The 14,688-nt window shown below is 72.5% G+C and carries 15 protein-coding genes; 8 read left to right on the forward strand and 7 right to left on the reverse strand.

Annotated features, from left to right (window positions below):
- Positions 1-281: 281 nt before the first annotated feature.
- The 6 genes from ACSNOB_RS02760 to ACSNOB_RS02785 all read left to right on the forward strand — a co-directional run bounded on the left by ACSNOB_RS02760 (position 282) and on the right by ACSNOB_RS02785 (position 7,265).
- A complete protein-coding gene (locus tag ACSNOB_RS02760; RefSeq protein ID WP_436684989.1) occupies positions 282-1,349 on the forward strand; it encodes a TauD/TfdA family dioxygenase in 1,068 nt (355 codons plus the stop codon).
- Positions 1,346-2,401 carry an alpha-hydroxy acid oxidase gene (locus ACSNOB_RS02765; protein WP_436684990.1) on the forward strand — a complete coding sequence of 352 codons (1,056 nt, stop codon included), beginning with the start codon at positions 1,346-1,348 and terminating at the stop codon, positions 2,399-2,401. The genes ACSNOB_RS02760 and ACSNOB_RS02765 overlap by 4 nt, the downstream gene beginning before the upstream one ends.
- Positions 2,402-2,636: 235 nt before the next feature.
- Entirely contained in the window at positions 2,637-3,857 is a 1,221-nt protein-coding gene (locus tag ACSNOB_RS02770; RefSeq protein WP_436684991.1) for a cytochrome P450, read from the forward strand.
- A complete protein-coding gene (locus tag ACSNOB_RS02775) occupies positions 3,854-4,696 on the forward strand; it encodes an alpha/beta fold hydrolase (RefSeq protein WP_393106565.1) in 843 nt (280 codons plus the stop codon). The genes ACSNOB_RS02770 and ACSNOB_RS02775 overlap by 4 nt, the downstream gene beginning before the upstream one ends.
- Positions 4,693-6,021 (forward strand): hypothetical protein, encoded by a 1,329-nt coding sequence (locus ACSNOB_RS02780; RefSeq protein ID WP_436684992.1) that lies wholly within the window; start codon positions 4,693-4,695, stop codon positions 6,019-6,021. Before ACSNOB_RS02775 ends, ACSNOB_RS02780 begins: the two co-directional genes overlap by 4 nt.
- On the forward strand, positions 6,018-7,265 hold the full coding sequence (locus ACSNOB_RS02785) for an MFS transporter (RefSeq protein WP_436684993.1): 1,248 nt from the start codon (positions 6,018-6,020) through the stop codon (positions 7,263-7,265). The genes ACSNOB_RS02780 and ACSNOB_RS02785 overlap by 4 nt, the downstream gene beginning before the upstream one ends.
- Before the next feature lie 39 nt (positions 7,266-7,304).
- On the opposite strand, the gene ACSNOB_RS02790 is transcribed toward ACSNOB_RS02785, so the two are convergent.
- The 5 genes from ACSNOB_RS02790 to ACSNOB_RS02810 all read right to left on the reverse strand — a co-directional run bounded on the left by ACSNOB_RS02790 (position 7,305) and on the right by ACSNOB_RS02810 (position 11,933).
- Positions 7,305-8,348: a fatty acid desaturase family protein gene (locus tag ACSNOB_RS02790; RefSeq protein WP_436684994.1), complete on the reverse strand. Its 1,044-nt coding sequence runs from the start codon at positions 8,346-8,348 to the stop codon at positions 7,305-7,307.
- A gap of 88 nt (positions 8,349-8,436) precedes the next feature.
- Positions 8,437-8,949, reverse strand: coding sequence for a DUF3618 domain-containing protein (locus tag ACSNOB_RS02795; protein WP_436684995.1), 513 nt, complete (start codon positions 8,947-8,949; stop codon positions 8,437-8,439).
- Positions 8,946-9,386: a phage holin family protein gene (locus ACSNOB_RS02800; protein WP_436684996.1), complete on the reverse strand. Its 441-nt coding sequence runs from the start codon at positions 9,384-9,386 to the stop codon at positions 8,946-8,948. The genes ACSNOB_RS02795 and ACSNOB_RS02800 overlap by 4 nt, the downstream gene beginning before the upstream one ends.
- A 132-nt stretch (positions 9,387-9,518) precedes the next feature.
- A complete protein-coding gene (locus ACSNOB_RS02805) occupies positions 9,519-9,740 on the reverse strand; it encodes a hypothetical protein (protein WP_436684997.1) in 222 nt (73 codons plus the stop codon).
- 222 nt (positions 9,741-9,962) lie between these two features.
- Entirely contained in the window at positions 9,963-11,933 is a 1,971-nt protein-coding gene (locus ACSNOB_RS02810; protein ID WP_436684998.1) for a SpoIIE family protein phosphatase, read from the reverse strand.
- Between the two features lie 208 nt (positions 11,934-12,141).
- On the opposite strand from ACSNOB_RS02810, the gene ACSNOB_RS02815 reads away from it, so the two are divergent.
- Both ACSNOB_RS02815 and ACSNOB_RS02820 read left to right on the forward strand, forming a co-directional pair.
- On the forward strand, positions 12,142-12,360 hold the full coding sequence (locus tag ACSNOB_RS02815) for a helix-turn-helix domain-containing protein (protein ID WP_436684999.1): 219 nt from the start codon (positions 12,142-12,144) through the stop codon (positions 12,358-12,360).
- A 26-nt stretch (positions 12,361-12,386) separates the two neighbouring features.
- Positions 12,387-12,902 carry a Clp protease N-terminal domain-containing protein gene (locus ACSNOB_RS02820; RefSeq protein ID WP_436685000.1) on the forward strand — a complete coding sequence of 172 codons (516 nt, stop codon included), beginning with the start codon at positions 12,387-12,389 and terminating at the stop codon, positions 12,900-12,902.
- A 99-nt stretch (positions 12,903-13,001) separates the two neighbouring features.
- Here the strand turns inward: ACSNOB_RS02820 and ACSNOB_RS02825 are convergent, their stop codons facing one another.
- Positions 13,002-13,190, reverse strand: a complete 189-nt coding sequence (locus tag ACSNOB_RS02825) for a hypothetical protein (RefSeq protein WP_436685001.1) — start codon at positions 13,188-13,190, stop codon at positions 13,002-13,004.
- Between the two features lie 162 nt (positions 13,191-13,352).
- Positions 13,353-14,174, reverse strand: a complete 822-nt coding sequence (locus tag ACSNOB_RS02830; protein ID WP_436685002.1) for a DUF5994 family protein — start codon at positions 14,172-14,174, stop codon at positions 13,353-13,355.
- Positions 14,175-14,688: the final 514 nt, after the last annotated feature.

The following is a 14,688-nucleotide window of genomic DNA, read 5'->3' on the forward strand; positions in this document are numbered from 1 at the left end:
ATCGGGTCGCAGGATTAATTTTGTTACATCAATGTGTTGATCAAAATATACGTGACCTGCGAAGACGCGGTGAGGTTGATGATCGCGCACGCAAGGTGATTCCATTAGCGGGTTGCAGCCCCACAGTGGCCCTGCCTAGGATTGGGTCCGCAACGGGGCTTCACGGGGATTCTGCACCGCCTACCTTCGCAGTCGAAGAGCCGTACTGCGGTGGCCTGCGGATTGCCCGTTTGCACCGCTCCCTGGCAGGTTCTGACACTCGGGCAAGGGGAGTAGCGGGCGTGAGTGAAAGCAGCGCAGATTCGCACATATGCGCATACGCGGAGGGAATTGCCGAGGCCCGGATTTCATCGGCGGAGGCCGACGAAATGGCCCGGCTGGTTTGGGAGCACGTCATCGGGCATGCTCCGCGACAGGTCGATTATCGGGAGACGGGCGCGCATTTCCGCCTGGCCGAGCTGAGCGGTTCGATCCTGCCCGAGCGGGTCCGTGACGCGCTGGCCGGGCTGCGCGAGGGCGCCCTCGACGCCGTGGTCGTGCACGGCCTGCCGGCCGACCCGCTCGACGACCACCGGCCGCCCGACGAGACCCACAACGGGCACGGCGGCATCGGCGCTGACGCGAGGACCACGCAGCCGCAGCCACTGCTGGGCTGGACCTGGCTGGGCATGGTGACCAGGCAACTCGGCCACGAGTACGGCTATCGCGCGGAGAAGGGCGGCAACCTCGTCCACGACGTGCGCCCCCGGCCGGACGGCGCCGCCACCCAGTCGAACGCGTCGTCCGAGGTGGATCTTCAGCTGCACACCGAGGTGGCGTTCCACGAGATCCGCCCCGACTTCGTGTTGCTCTACGGCGTCCGGAGCCCGCAGCCGCGTCCCGCCACCCGCCTCGTCCGGGTCGCCGACGCCGTCGGCGAATGCTCGCCGGAAACGGTACGCAGACTGCGCGAGCCCCGTTTTAGGATTTGCGCGCCCGACAGTTTCGCGCTCGGCGGTGCGGCGGTGGACGGCGTGCGCCCGATCGGCGGTACGCCCGGTTGGCCCACCATCCGATGGCACAGTTCCATCGCCGGCGACGACCCTGCGGACAAGGCCGCGATAACGGAATTCCGTGCCGCCGCCGAACATGTCGCGCACCGCGTGCGACTTGCCCCCGGCAGTTTGCTCGCCTTTTCCAACAGCCGGTGTCTGCACGGCCGCGACGCATTCGAGGCACATTACGACGGGCGCGACCGATGGTTGCTGCGCACGTATGTGCTCCGCGATATCACGCGTCTGATGAGTCGTTACGGGCCACCGGCCGGTGACGGGGCCATCCGTCGGTTGGCCGAGACGAGGATCGCATGATCACCGCACGGATGCTCGATCTCGACGACTTCGAGCGTGCCTGCCGGTTCGCCCTGGACGACGCCCGGTGGTCGTACCTCGCCGGCGGCGCCGGCCGCGGCGACGGCGTCCGGGAGAACGAGGCGGCGCTGCGCCGGCGACGGCTACGGCCGCGACCGCTCGGCGGCACGGCCGACCCGGAGCTGAGCGTCGACGTGCTGGGCTTCACCGCCGCGATGCCCCTGCTGCTCGCGCCGACCAGCCCGTTGCGGCTCTTCCACCCGGAGGCCGAGCTGCCGGTGTCGCGCGCCGCCCGACGCGCCGGCGTGCTGCCCATCGTCAGCAACGACAGCCACCACAGCCTGACCGAGATCGCCAAGCAGGGGCCGTTCTGGTTCCAGCTGTACTGCTACGGCAGCCGCGCCGACGTCATCCGCACCATCCGGCTGGCCGAATCGCTGGACGCGCAGGCGTTGGTGGTCACGATCGACAACAGCCATCCCTCGCGACGGCTGGCCATGCTGCGGTCCGGGTTCGCCACGCCGCCCGAGGTCGAGTTCGGCATCCATCGCGAGAGCGGCTTCTCCGACGGCGAGGTGCCCCCCGACACGCGGCTGCCGCGCTGGCCGCTGACGTGGGAACTGCTCGACGTCATCCGCGCCGAGACGCGTCTGCCGGTCGTCGTCAAGGGGGTGCTGCACCCGTCCGACGCCGCCGCGCTCGCCGACCGCGGGGTGGCCGGCCTGATCGTGTCCAACCACGGCGGGCGGCAACTCAACGACTCCATCGCCGCGATCGACGCGCTGCCCGGCGTCGTGGCCGCGGTGCGCGGCCGGCTGCCGGTCCTGATGGATGGCGGCATCCGTACCGGCGGGGACGTCGTCAAGGCGCTGGCGGCCGGCGCGACGGCGGTGTGCATCGGACGCCCGTACGTCTGGGGCCTGGTCCTCGACGGCGAGGAGGGCGTGCTGCACGTGCTCGATCTCCTGCGGGCGGAACTGCTCGACGTCGCCCGGCAGATGGGGCTGCGCAACCTGCGCGACGTCCCGGCAGACCTGGTGGCGCCGACCTGACCACGGTCCGGTTCCCGGCGCACCACCGAGGCGGACACGGCGCGGTGCCGTGTCTCGGAGATTGGACCAACAGAAGTGGGGAGGTGTTTGACATGATCCGGCGAATCAAGGCGCGTTTCGCGCGCAAGGCCCTCGCGGGCGCGTACCCCTGGCACTGATGCCGATGAACGGTGGCCGGTGATCGCTGCGGCGGTCACCGGCCATCACCGGACAACCGGAGGAGACGTTGGGGACGGTGACGCCGCCGGTCCAGGCCAACCTGTCGCGGGCCGACCTGATCGAGGAGTACGACCGGGACCGGCTCGGCTTCGTGATGCGCGCGGTCCGCCGCTACGGCCCGGTGGTGGAGCTCAGCCCCGGCACCGTGCTCGTCGCGGACGGCGAGGTCGCGCACGACGTGCTGCGCCGGACCAACCGCGACTTCCTGATGGACCGCGACCGCGCGTGGCGGCCCACCGACAGCCGTCGTGGCGAGGACGCGCTGGAGAGCTGGATGTCCGCGCGCCGGGCGATGCTGTCCGGCCTCTCCGGCGACCTGGTCGCCGAGCACCTGCGCTGGTACTCGGCCGCACTGACGGCGCTGCTCGACACCTGGGCGGCGCAGGGTCGCACCGACGATCCGCTGCGACCGCTGGTACGGCTCAGCACCGACGCCTTCCTGCGGCTGTGTACCGGCCCGTCGGTGCCGCCCGACGAGCGCGCCGGGCTCGCCACGGCCGTGGCCGGACTGCTGGACGCGCTCAACCCGATCGTGCGGTCGTCGTACGAGCTGCCCTGGCTTCTCGACCGGCTGACCGGGCGCCGCCGCCGCGCCGCCCGCGCCCAGCAGCGGCTGGAGGCGGGGCTGGGCGCGCTGGTGGACAGCCCGCCACCGGCCGGGCTGGTCGCGGCGCTGCGCGACGCCGGCGTGCCCCGCGAGCCGCTGGTCCGCATCCTGGTGTCGGCCGCCATCGCGGCGCGACTCGTCCCGGCAGCGGCGAACGTGTGGACGTTGCGGGCGATGGCGGTGCACCAGCCCGCCGACGAGCCTGCCCACGTCGTCGACGAGGTGCTGCGGCTGTGGCCGCCGACCTGGCTGATGCACCGGGCCACCGACGCCGAGACGGTCAGCGGTCCCTGGCGGTTCCCGGCGCACGCGGCGCTGATGATCTGCCCCTACGCGATCCACCGCGACGAACGCCACTACCCGGACCCGGCCGAGTTCCGCCCCGCGCGCTGGCGCGACGGGCGCCCGCCGGCCGGCGCCTACCTGCCGTTCGGCGGCGGCCCGCGCTGGTGCGTCGGAACCCACCTGGCCAGGGCGCAGCTCGTCGAGGCCGTCCAGGTGTTCCGGCGCTACCGGCTGCTGGACGACTCCGGACCCGTGACGACCGACACGAACTCCACCCTGTACCCCCGCGGCCTCGCACTGCGCGTCGGCCGTGCCGCAGCACGAGAGAGGAACACCACACGGTGAGAGTCCGCGCCGGAAAGGTACGCCTGCACGTCACGACGATCGGTGACGACTGGCGCGACGGCGTCCGCCGGCCCGAGATCATCGCGGTGCACGGCGGCCCCGGAATCGACGGCGGCATGCTGCGCCTGACGATGCTCCCCGCCGCCGAGTACGCCCAGGTGATCATCCCCGACCTGCGCGGCCACGGCCGCAGCGACCGGGGCGAGCCGTCCGACTGGACGCTCGACACGTGGGCCGACGACCTGGCGGCGCTGGTGGACACCCTCGGCCTGGAACGGCCGTACCTGCTCGGCACGTCGTTCGGCGGGTTCGTCGTCCAGCGGTTCATGGGCCGCCACCCCGGCCTGCTGGCCGGCGCCATCCTGGTCGGCACCGGGGCCCGGCAGGCGAGCCACGACGAGATCGTGGAACGCCACCGGGCACTCGGCGGGGTACGCGCCGCCGAGGTGATGCGCCGGTCGCTGACCGACAACTCGCCCGAGGCCGAACGCGAGTGGCTCGAGGTCTGTGGGCCGCTCGCGATCCGGCGCGAGCCCGACGAGGCGTACCAGCGGGCGGTCCGCCACCGGATCGGCACCCCCGAGGTCAACGCCGCCTTCATCCCGCAGTTGCCGACGCTCGACCTGCGGCCCGACCTGGCTGGCGCGACCTGCCGGGTGATGGTCCTGGTCGGCGAGTTCGATCCGCTGATTCCGTACGCCGTCGCCGACGAGATCGTGGCGAGCCTGCCGGGCCGCTCCGGTGAGCTGCACGTCGTACCGGGCGCGAGCCACCAGGTGATCTGGGATGCCCCGGACACCGCACACGCGCTGATCCGCAAGTTCACGGAGGGGCCATGAGCACCTACTTCGTCCAGCCCACCGCCGAGCAGTTCCGGGCGGCCACCGCGGAACTGCGCGAGCTGTCCTCGCCGTACGCCCGGGAACGCCTGGTCTACCAGCCGCCGGTCGAGTCGCCCGAGCAGGTGCGCCAGCTCGAGGCAGCCTGCCAGACCGTCTTCGCCGGGCTGGACGCCGTGCTGCGCGAGGTCTGCGGCGGCGACGTGCTGCACATGGCCGCGCTGTGCCGGGCGACCCCACCCGAGCTGCAGTTCCTCACGTACCAGACACACCAGGACTGGTCGACGGTCGCCCGTCCCGACGTGATCACCTCCGCCGGGCGGACCGTCGTCGTGGAGATCAACGGGGATTCCCCGGCCGGGCTGTTCGGCCTGCACGACATCATCGCGCGCACCCAGTCCGCGTTCCGGCGGCCCGCCCTGGAGGCGCCCGCCCATCCGGCGGTGGCGATGCGTGGCCTGCTGGGCAGCCTCGAGCGCAACTTCGGTCGGCCCGACGGCATGGTCGCCATCTGTTACTGGCGGCACGAGCAGCAGGCCGGCCCGCTGGACTGGCAGTACGAGCTGTTCGCCCGGGAGCTGCGGCGCCACGGCGTCGAGGCGGCCCACTGCGCCGTCGAGGATCTCGAGCTGAACGACGACGGCGTCCGGTTCGAGGGCCGCCCGGTCCAGGTCATCTACCGGTACTTCGAGTCGCCGGACCCCGCCGACCAGGACGAGTTCACCGTGCTCAAGCAGTTGTTCGCGCTGGCTGACGCGGGCCGGGTCGGCCTCTACACCGGGTACCGCGCCGAGGTGCTGGCGTCCAAGGCGGCGCTGGCCGTGCTCTCCGACGAGACCGTGGTGGGCCAACTGGGCGCCGACCTGCGGAAGCGGCTGGCCACGCACGTACCGTGGACCCGTGTCCTGGAACCGCGACGGACCACGATCGAGGGCCACGAGATCGACCTGCTGCCGTGGGTCGACCGCAACCGCGAGCAGCTCATCCTCAAACCGGTACGCGGGCACGCCGGCATCGGCATCACGGTGGGCCGCGAGGTGTCCCCGGCGGCCTGGGCTGAGGCGGTCGCCGCAGGCGTGCGGAGCGGGACCGGCGATCACCCGTACATCGTCCAGCAGGTCTTCGACCCGGACCCGCTGCCGGTGGCGTTCGTCGACGCGTCCGGCCAGGCCACGGTCACGCGAGCGCCGTCGGTGAACGGCGTGTTCATCGTGGACGGTGAGGCGGTGGCGGTGTTGCGCCGCTACGCCGTCAACACGACCGGGACCATCAACATCAACCCCTTCAGCGGGTACGCGCCGTCGCCGGTGTGGTCCACGGCATGAGGCGGAGCCCAGCGACGACGCTGCTCGCCGCCGGCGCTTCCGCCAGCCTCGGCGACGGCATCCGCTACGCCGCCTTCCCGCTGCTCGCCGTGCACGTGACGACGAACCCGGTCAGCGTGGGCGCGGTCTCGGCCGCACTGTCCACCGCGCACCTGCTGTTCGGTTTCCACGTCGGTGCGGCGGTCGACCGGTTCGACCGGGTCCGCCTGCTGCGGTACATGCAGCTCTCCCGTGCCGCCGTCGTGCTCGTGCTCGTCGCGGCGGTCCTGGCCGGTCAGGCTTCGCTGCCGCTGTTGCTGCTGGCGGCCTTCCTGCTGGGGGCGGCCGAGTTGGCAGCCGACACCGCGGTGCAGTCGCTGACTCCGGTGGTCGTGCAGGACGCCGGGCTCGAACGGTTGAACGCCGGGCTCACCGCCTCGCAGTCGATCGGCGAGGACTTCGCCGGCCCGGCTGCCGGCGGCCTGTTGTTCTCGCTCAGTCCGGCGGCCCCGTTCGCGGTGATCGCCGCCGCGATGGGCGGCAGTTGGGGGGTGCTGACGCGGCTGCGGCTGCCGCCGCGCGAGGCCCCGCCGCCCCGGCCGCGCCGGTCGCTCACCGCCGAGGCGCGGGAGGGCTTCCTGTACCTGGTCCGCCACCCCTCGCTGCGGTCCCAGGCCCTGTGGGCGGCGGCCATGAACCTGAGCGTCGCCGCCGCCAACGCGACCCTCGTCCTCTACGTGGTGCAGGAACTGCAGTTGAGCGACAGCACGTACGGCTGGCTGCTGACCGGAGCCGGAGTCGGTGGCCTGGCCGGCGCCGCCGCCTCCCCGTGGACCATCAAGGTCCTCGGCCGCCTCGGCACGATGATCGCCGCCAGCCTGGTCGCCGGCGTGGTCACCCTCGGCATCGCGTTCACCACGTCGGTCTGGCTGATCGTGCTCTTCCAGTTCCTGGCCGGCTTCTCCGGGGTGTCGTTCTCGGTGGTCGGTCGCTCCTTGCGGCAGAGCATCACCCCGGACGACCTGATGGGGCGGGTCACCGCCGCCTACCGACTGATCGGTTTCGGCGCCCTGCCGTTGGGCGCCCTTGCCGGCGGTGCCGTCGCGCACTGGCTGAGCCTCGGCACCCCGTTCCTCCTGGCGGGCGTCCTGATGATCGTCAGTACGCTGACGCTGGGCCTGCTCACCCGCCGCGCCCAGGCGGCCGCGGCCACGACCGGCGCGGCAACCGGTGACCACAGCGGGCGTCCCGTGAGCCGGCGGTAGCGAGATGGCCAGTGGGCCGTGCGGTGCGGCGGACGTGCCTCAGCTCGGGCCGGCGCGGTCAGCGGTCCGAGCGGACCCGACCGCGTCGAGGTGCGTCAGTGCTTGCGCCCAGGAACGCGCCAGGGTGGTCTCGTGGTAGGCGATGTCGTGCTCGGCGCAGAAGCGGCGCACCAGTGGTTGAGCGCGGCGGAGGTTGGGTCGCGGCATGCTGGGGAAGAGGTGGTGTTCGATCTGGTAGTTGAGGCCGCCGAGCAGGGCGTCGACGAACCACCCGCCGCGTACGTTGCGGGAGGTGAGGACCTGGCGTCGCAGGTAGTCGAGACGGTCGTCGGCGGCGAGGATCGGCATGCCCTTGTGGTTGGGGGCGAAGGAGCTGCCGAGGTATAGGCCGAGTAGACCCTGGTTGACGAGGACGAACGCGACGGCCTGCATCGGGCTCAGGACGAAGAACACGGCGCCCAGGTATCCGGTGGCGTGCAGGGCCAGCAGCGCGGCCTCCACGGGGCGCCGCTTGATCCCGCGCGGCCGGAGGACCGCCCTGACGCTGTTGGCGTGCAGGTGCAGGCCTTCCAACAGCAGCAGCGGGAAGAACAGGTACGCCTGGTACCGCACCATCAGTGCGCCGAGCCCACGCTGCTGTCGCGCCTGCCCGGGGGTGAACGACAGCGGCCTGACGACGATGTCCGGGTCCCGGCCCTCGGTGTTCGGATGGGCGTGGTGCCGGTTGTGCTTGTCCACCCACCAGCCGTAGCTGAGGCCGATCAGCAGGTTGCCGTGGACGAGGCCGACCAGGTCGTTCGCGCGGCGGGAGCGGAAGATCTGGCGGTGACCGGCGTCGTGCCCGATGAACCCGGCCTGCGCGAAGACCACCGCGAGGACCGCCGCGACGCCGAGCTGCCACCACGACTCACCGAGCCACCCGAACAGCGTCCACGCGCCGACGTAGCACGCGCCGAGGGCGCCCATGCGCAGCGCGTAGTAGCCACGCCGCCGATCGAGGAGACCCGCCCGCCGGATCTGTCGCGACAGGTCCGCGTACTCACTGCCGCCGTGACGTTCGGTGTCGAGGGTTGCGTCGCTCATGGTCGCGGCTCCGTACACGTGGCGTTCTCGGCCCGTCGACGTCGTCGACAGGGGTTTCAAGGCGAGCGAGGTGAACAGCGAGACGCCGTCACAGTCGACAGCGAGCAGCAGCACGTCGGCGTCGAACCGTCGTCACGGCGACGCCAACGGTGACTGCGACGGCGACGACCAGGGCAGGGCGCTGGCGGGCGGCCGACTGGATCCTGACCAGCCGGCCGCGCAGCGCGCGGGCGGCGGCCGGCCCTCGCTGGGCCACCGGACCGGTGGTGACACCACCGCGAAGGGAGGCTGACTTCCCTGACCTGCCTGCGCCCAGTGCGGCCCCGCGTTGCCGCGCGGCACGGACCATCCCGTCGAGGCCGGTGCTGCCGGCCTTCTGCCGGGCTGTCCGCACTGCGTTCCTGGTCTTGCCTCGCATCGTCTGCGCCGAGCTGGTCAGGCGCTGCCGGGCCCGGCCCCCGATCTCGATGGCTCTGTCCCGGCCCCTGGCCTTCACGTCGGTCTTCGCCGCCAGGGCCCGAACCGTGGCGCCCAATTCGGCACGTGTCTTCTCGATGTCCTGCCGGGTACGGTCCGGGTCGCTGCTCCCGTTCGCGGTCATCGCCCTCGTCCCTCCTTGGCTGCCCGCTGCACCGACTCCACGTCCGCGCGCACGCTGTGCAGCGTCGATTCCGGCGCGGCGGGCATCGTCCGCCCGACCTGCTTCTTCCCGGTCAGCGCGAGCAGCCCGGCCACCGCGAAGAGGACCACCGCCACGACCAGCGCGGCCACCCACGCCGGCATGAACTCGGCGAGGACGAGGATGAACGCGGCGACGAGCGCACCCGTCGCGAGCAGGGCCACCCCGCCCGCGCCACCGACCATCGCGGCACCGGACCCGGCGCGTCTGCCCTTGGCGGTCAGCTCCGCCCGGGCCAGCGTCAGCTCCTCACGTACCAGACGGGTGATCTGGTCGGTGGCACGCTGCACGAGCTGAGCGACCGTTGCTTCCGGCGGTCGCCCGTCGGCCGTCCGGCCTCCGCTGGGTGGGTCACCCATGCGTCGTCACCTCCAGGACATGTTCGGCATCTCGCACCAGGGGCGCGCCCGGTGTGGTCACCGGACACCGCCGGGCGGGCGCTCGCGTGGTGACGCCCAGCCGACGCCGTGCCTGAACGCTCACGGGGGTCCTTACCGCCCTGCGGGCGAGGACGCTCTTTCCTTCTCCCGGCCGGCCGCGCCGCCGGGGATCGACGAACCGCCGATGCCCGCCTCGGCGAACGCGCTGTCCTGCCCGGCAGGAGACTCAGCGAGCTTCGCGTCGCCCGCGGCACGGCGACGGCTGGCTCGTACGACAGCCACCGCCGCCACCACCGCTGCCACGGACATCGCCGCCGCCTGCATCAGCGGCACCCTTCTGCTCCGTCGACGCTTCATGCCGCCCTACCCCTCTCGCTCTCGAGTACATCCTTGTTCTCATCCTGAAGAGAGCGCGGCGACAGTGAGGGCTTGTTCGGGGCATTCGACACGGTCGGGTTATCTCGCCGCGCTGTGTGCGGCCGAGAGCCGGGCCGACCGTGTCGACATCGACGGCGAGGGTGGGGGCGCCACCCCCGGTTGGGACGTACCGGCTCTTCAGGAGTCGGGCGCTCCGGGCCGCGTGAGCAGGTGCTGCAATCCGGTCAGCGCCAGCACCGCCTCGGCGGGGCAGCCCGGTTCGGCGGCGACCCGCAGGCGGTCCAGGTCCTCGGCGAGGCGGTGCAGGAGTTGCACGCCGGCGCTGCTGAGGTGGCTGACCGCGCTGACGTCGATGGTGAGGGGCAGGGCGCCGCCCCGGTTGGCCTGCACGATGGCGGCGCGCAGTTGGGGGGTGGTGGCCATGTCCACCGGGCCGTGCACTGCGACCGTTCTGCCGTCCGTGGTGTCGGTGACGTGAATCGACATGTCGTCGACGGTGGGGGTGCGCGGGCCGCCACCGGTCGGGTGCGCGGCGGCGCTGGTCACGGTGGCCGGGCGACCGAGGCGGTGGCGCATGCGAAGGGTGGTGCCGTCGGCGGTGCGGATGACGTCCAGGTGGTCGACGAGACCTCGGATCATCGCCAGGCCGCGGCCGCGTCCACCGGGGTCGGGCACCGGTGGGCGCCACCGCCCGCGGTCGGCGCAGGTGAGGTCGACGACGCCGTCATCCTGGAGGACGGCCTCGACGTTGAAGGTCGCGGGCGTGCCGGACGAACTGGCGTGTTCGATGGCGTTGCCGGCTGCTTCTCCCAGCGCGTGGAGGAGGTCGCTCGTGTCCTGCGCGCCGACGCCGATCGTGTGCAGCCACTCGGTCATCTGCCGGCGCATCGGCCGCAGCGCGGCCGGGTCCGTGGGCAGGGTGAGGCGCAGGGGTGTGACGGGTTCGGGCATAAGGTAGGCGGCCAGGAGCGTGATGTCGTCGCGGTAGCCGCCGTCGGCGAGCGTCAGGCGTTCGGTGACGAGCGTGCAGACCCGGTCGGGTAGCCGGTCGGGGACGGTGGTGTTCTCGTGCAGGGTGGCGCGCCGGGCGGCTGCGGCGGCCGTGGCCAAGGATCGGGCACCCTCGCGCAGGCTGCGGTGCGGCCGTTCGATCAGGCCGTCGGTGTAGAGCAGCAGCAACCCCCCGGCGGCGAGCCGGGTGGTGTGGATCGTGGCCGGACCGGAGCGCGTACCGAGTGGCCCCGCCGGGGTCAGGGGCATGAATGTGGTGTTGCCTGCGGCGTCGACCAGCAACGGCGGGGGGTGGGCGTGGCTGGCGACCTCCAGGGTGCCCGTGACCGGGTGGAGCACGGCGATGCAGGTCGTGGCCGCGCGGGTGGCCGGAGTGTGGCCGGCGAAGTCGTCGAGGACGGCCAGCGTCTGAGCGAGGGTCCTGCCGGAGCGCAGCGCCTGCAGGACGACGGTGCGGAGCTGCCCCATCGCCGCCGCTGCGGCGGCCCCGTGCCCGACGACGTCGCCGACGGCGAGGGCGATGCGGTCGTCGGGCAGGGGAACGACGTCGAACCAGTCGCCCCCGGCGACGAGGTCGCTACCGGCGACCCGGTAGTGGGCGGCGACCTGCACCCGGGGCAGGACGGGCAGGGCCTCGGGCAGGAGGCTGCGTTGGAGTTCCAGGACCAGGCTGGCGGCGTGCCGGTAGCGCTGCTCGGAGATGGTGGCGGCGGACTCGGCGGCGCGTCGGGCGGTCACCACGTCGGTCGCGTCGACCGCCTGCACGATGACGCCGCGGATCGACCCGTCGGGGTCGCGCCACGGTGCTATGTCGAAGGTGTAGAAGGCTTCCTCCAGCTTCCCGTCCCCGTGCCGGTCGGTGAGGATCCGCTGCTCGTAGCCCCGGGTGCGGATGCCGTGCAGGGCCTGGTCGAGGAGTTCGAAGATGTGTTGGCCGACGAGTTCCGGCACGGCCTGCTTGAACGGCCTCCCGATCAGGTCACTGCGATTGCCGACAGCGGCGCGCACCTCCGGGCTCGCGGCCACCACCCGCAGGTCGGGGCCCTCGAAGACCCACACGAACCCGGGTAGCTGCTCGAACGCGTCGAGCAGCTTTCGAGGATCGCCGGAGGACCAGTGTTGATCCGCTTCTGCCACTGATCGATGCCCCTTGCCTGGCGAAACTGACCGCAGGATGTCATACCCACCCTTATCCTGCCCCACTCCACGGGTACGTCCACGTCCGGTGGGAGCCGCGCCGGTGGCCACCCAGTCGCGGTTAGGTCGGGCGAACTCCTCAAGGCGTGAACCACGGCGGCCATCAACTTAGGTTGACAGTCGGACGCTATCAACCTAAGTTGATGACATGCCGCCGCTTCCTGATCTTCCGGCCCCCGATCAGCCCGCCGCCGCGCTCGCCGCCGTCGTCGCGCTGCGTCGACTGGCCGGCCAGCTCGAACTGGCAGCCGTTGACGAAGCGATCCGACAGGGCTGGACGTGGGCGCAGGTCGGCCAGGCCCTCGGCATCAGCGCGCAGGCGGCACACAAGAAGTTCGCACCCATGACCCGCGAACGCCGGTCATAGCCCCCGTCACCCCGAGGAGGTTCCCGATGGGACTCTTGAACGCCGTCCGTGACATCAAGACCATGCGGCAGGTGCTGACCGACGCCGAGGCGGAGGCCCGCCGCGCCGGAGAGGACCTGCCGGCACCGGAGCATCTGCTCGTGGCGGCGACAGGGCTGTCGGAGGGCAGCGCCCGCCGAGCCTTCGCTCGGGTGGGCGCCGACCCGGACGCGCTGCGCCAGGCCATCGAGCAGGCGCACGCGAGCGCACTGGCCTCCATCGGCATCACCACCCCGGACACCGCCCCACTCGACGGCGGGCAGCTCGGACCGGCCACCGGCGTCTTCCGCGCCACGCCCCAGGCCCAGCAGGTGTGGCGGCAGGCCGTGACCCTGTCCAAGTCGGCCCGCCCGCCGGGCATCCGGGGAGCCCACGTCGTCGCGGCGGTCTGCTCGCTCACCCAGGGCACCGCCGTGCGCGCCCTCGTCGCGATGGGCGTCGACCCCGTGGCGCTCAGGCGGGCCGCACTCGTCGAGGGAGGTCTCGACGACGCCCCGCAGTGAGGGCCGCTCGCGGCACGCGATCCCGTCCGCGGCCCAGCGTCGCGTCCCGGCCAGCACGGCGGCACCGGCCGGTGTGGGATGGGCGGGCGACGCCGGCGCCTACGGGAGAGGAACGATGGACAGCCGCAGGCCGCCTTCCGTCTCCTCGACGAGCACCCGTTCGCCGTGGCTGTGGTTGGGCAGCATCGCGTCGTACAGTTCCTCGTTGCTGATCAGGACGGTGCCACCGGACCGGCCGATGAGAACGTTGAGTACGGCGCGCAGGTCGACGTCACTGAGGTAGCGCATGGGGTCTCCGTAGCTGCTGCTGTTCGGCCCGAGATGAAGGCGCTGCGGTCCCGGCGGCTGGAGGATGCCGGCTCAGGGCGGTGCGGGCCGAGCAGCAGGGCTCCGATGGGCCGTGGCGGCGCGGCGGGGGCCGCCGGGCCGCCGCTCCAGGCGGGGTCACTCTCACCCAGCGGTCGGCTCGCCGAGTTCGGCGGGGTCGAGACGCAGGGTCGCGAGCAGTCCGGCGTGCCGAGTCGTGTCGACCTGCGTCGGCAGTTCCCGCTCGACCCAGTCGGCCCTGGTGTGCTGACCGCGTCGGCGCAGTGCGGAGACGATCGTGTGTCGGGCGATTGTCATGGTCTGCTCCTCGGGAGTCACGGTGTGGACGTCGCCGGTCCTGCGCTGCCTCGGCGGAGGCGCTGCCGACGCGGGCGCCGGCTGCGGCGGCGGATGCCGCCCGGCCGGCTTGGCCCCGGCTGGATGGCAGGGGCCGGTGGGCGGGGCGTCGGGGGCGGTGCGCGGGCTGCCACCCTCCCGGGCGCGCCTGCCAGCGCTGTCGGTCCGCCCGGCGGACATCGCGCCCGCGGCGGTGAGCAGCCGCGGGGCGTGGACCAGGTTGCCGGCGGTGGCGGCGAGCGCCATCGCCGCCTCCGCCAGGCCGGCCTCGGTCTCCGGCGGGACGACGAGCAGGTCGACCCGGTCGTCGTTGCGGCAGATCGCGGTCAGCAGGCTGGCGGGCTGACTGGTGAAGTAGCCCAACCGCAGCACCCTGCCGTCGACGGCCAGGCTTCGTGGATTGCCGTCCCAGGTGTCGGCGTTGAGGACCAGTCGGACGATCGGTCCGCGCAGCCTGTCGATGGCGCGGACGAGGCCGGGTAGTTCCGCGAGCGGATCTGTCGAGCGGGGCCACCAGCCGCCGTCGAGCAGCGTGCGCCCGGACCGGGTCGGTTCGATCCGCAGGCGCGGCGTCGACGGGGGAGCGAGGGCGTTGGTCGATGGCGTCATGGTGGATCCTTATCGCCGTGACCGCGGCGTAGCGGTGGGGTCGTGCGCGCGATGAGTCGTGCGTCGGGCGGGGCCGGTTGGCCGGCCGGGTCGTCCCGCTCGGTCGTGGCGCGGTGGCCGGGTGCGTGCGGTACCGATCACCAAAGCTTCGATCGTGAGCGTCACCCGTGGCGCCGACGCCGGTCGACGGCCCCGGGGCCGGTCGGGGAAGCCTCCCGATGCTCGGGCGGCGGGAGATGAGTCGGCCGTTGCGGATCCGGCGTGGATGGCATCCCTCGGGCGGAGCCGGCGCGGCGGGCACCTCAGGAGTGGGATGTCGCCGGTTCCGGGATGACCCCAGCCTACGCCTGTCCGGGCCGATCTGCTGGGGGACAGGATCGACACGCGCTGAGCGGTCCGTGGGGTACGCCTGGGGGAGACGCTGTGCCCGCTCGCGGCCGTCGGGGTACGCGTCGACGGCTCGAAGGAGCCGGTGGCGCGGGTGATGGCTGTCGGCGGTCCACCGGCTCACGGG

Source organism: Micromonospora sp. URMC 106, assembly GCF_051386395.1.
GTDB lineage: Bacteria > Actinomycetota > Actinomycetes > Mycobacteriales > Micromonosporaceae > Micromonospora.

Bases quoted from the DNA above. Each gene is read 5' to 3' on its own strand.
- ACSNOB_RS02765 (WP_436684990.1), top strand. From the start codon at position 1,346: ATGATCACCGCACGGATGCTCGATCTCGACGACTTCGAGCGTGCCTGC.
- ACSNOB_RS02780 (WP_436684992.1), top strand. From the start codon at position 4,693: ATGAGCACCTACTTCGTCCAGCCCACCGCCGAGCAGTTCCGGGCGGCC.
- ACSNOB_RS02785 (WP_436684993.1), top strand. From the start codon at position 6,018: ATGAGGCGGAGCCCAGCGACGACGCTGCTCGCCGCCGGCGCTTCCGCC.
- ACSNOB_RS02790 (WP_436684994.1), bottom strand. From the start codon at position 8,348: ATGAGCGACGCAACCCTCGACACCGAACGTCACGGCGGCAGTGAGTAC.
- ACSNOB_RS02795 (WP_436684995.1), bottom strand. From the start codon at position 8,949: ATGACCGCGAACGGGAGCAGCGACCCGGACCGTACCCGGCAGGACATC.
- ACSNOB_RS02800 (WP_436684996.1), bottom strand. From the start codon at position 9,386: ATGGGTGACCCACCCAGCGGAGGCCGGACGGCCGACGGGCGACCGCCG.
- ACSNOB_RS02815 (WP_436684999.1), top strand. From the start codon at position 12,142: ATGCCGCCGCTTCCTGATCTTCCGGCCCCCGATCAGCCCGCCGCCGCG.
- ACSNOB_RS02820 (WP_436685000.1), top strand. From the start codon at position 12,387: ATGGGACTCTTGAACGCCGTCCGTGACATCAAGACCATGCGGCAGGTG.
- ACSNOB_RS02825 (WP_436685001.1), bottom strand. From the start codon at position 13,190: ATGCGCTACCTCAGTGACGTCGACCTGCGCGCCGTACTCAACGTTCTC.
- ACSNOB_RS02830 (WP_436685002.1), bottom strand. From the start codon at position 14,174: ATGACGCCATCGACCAACGCCCTCGCTCCCCCGTCGACGCCGCGCCTG.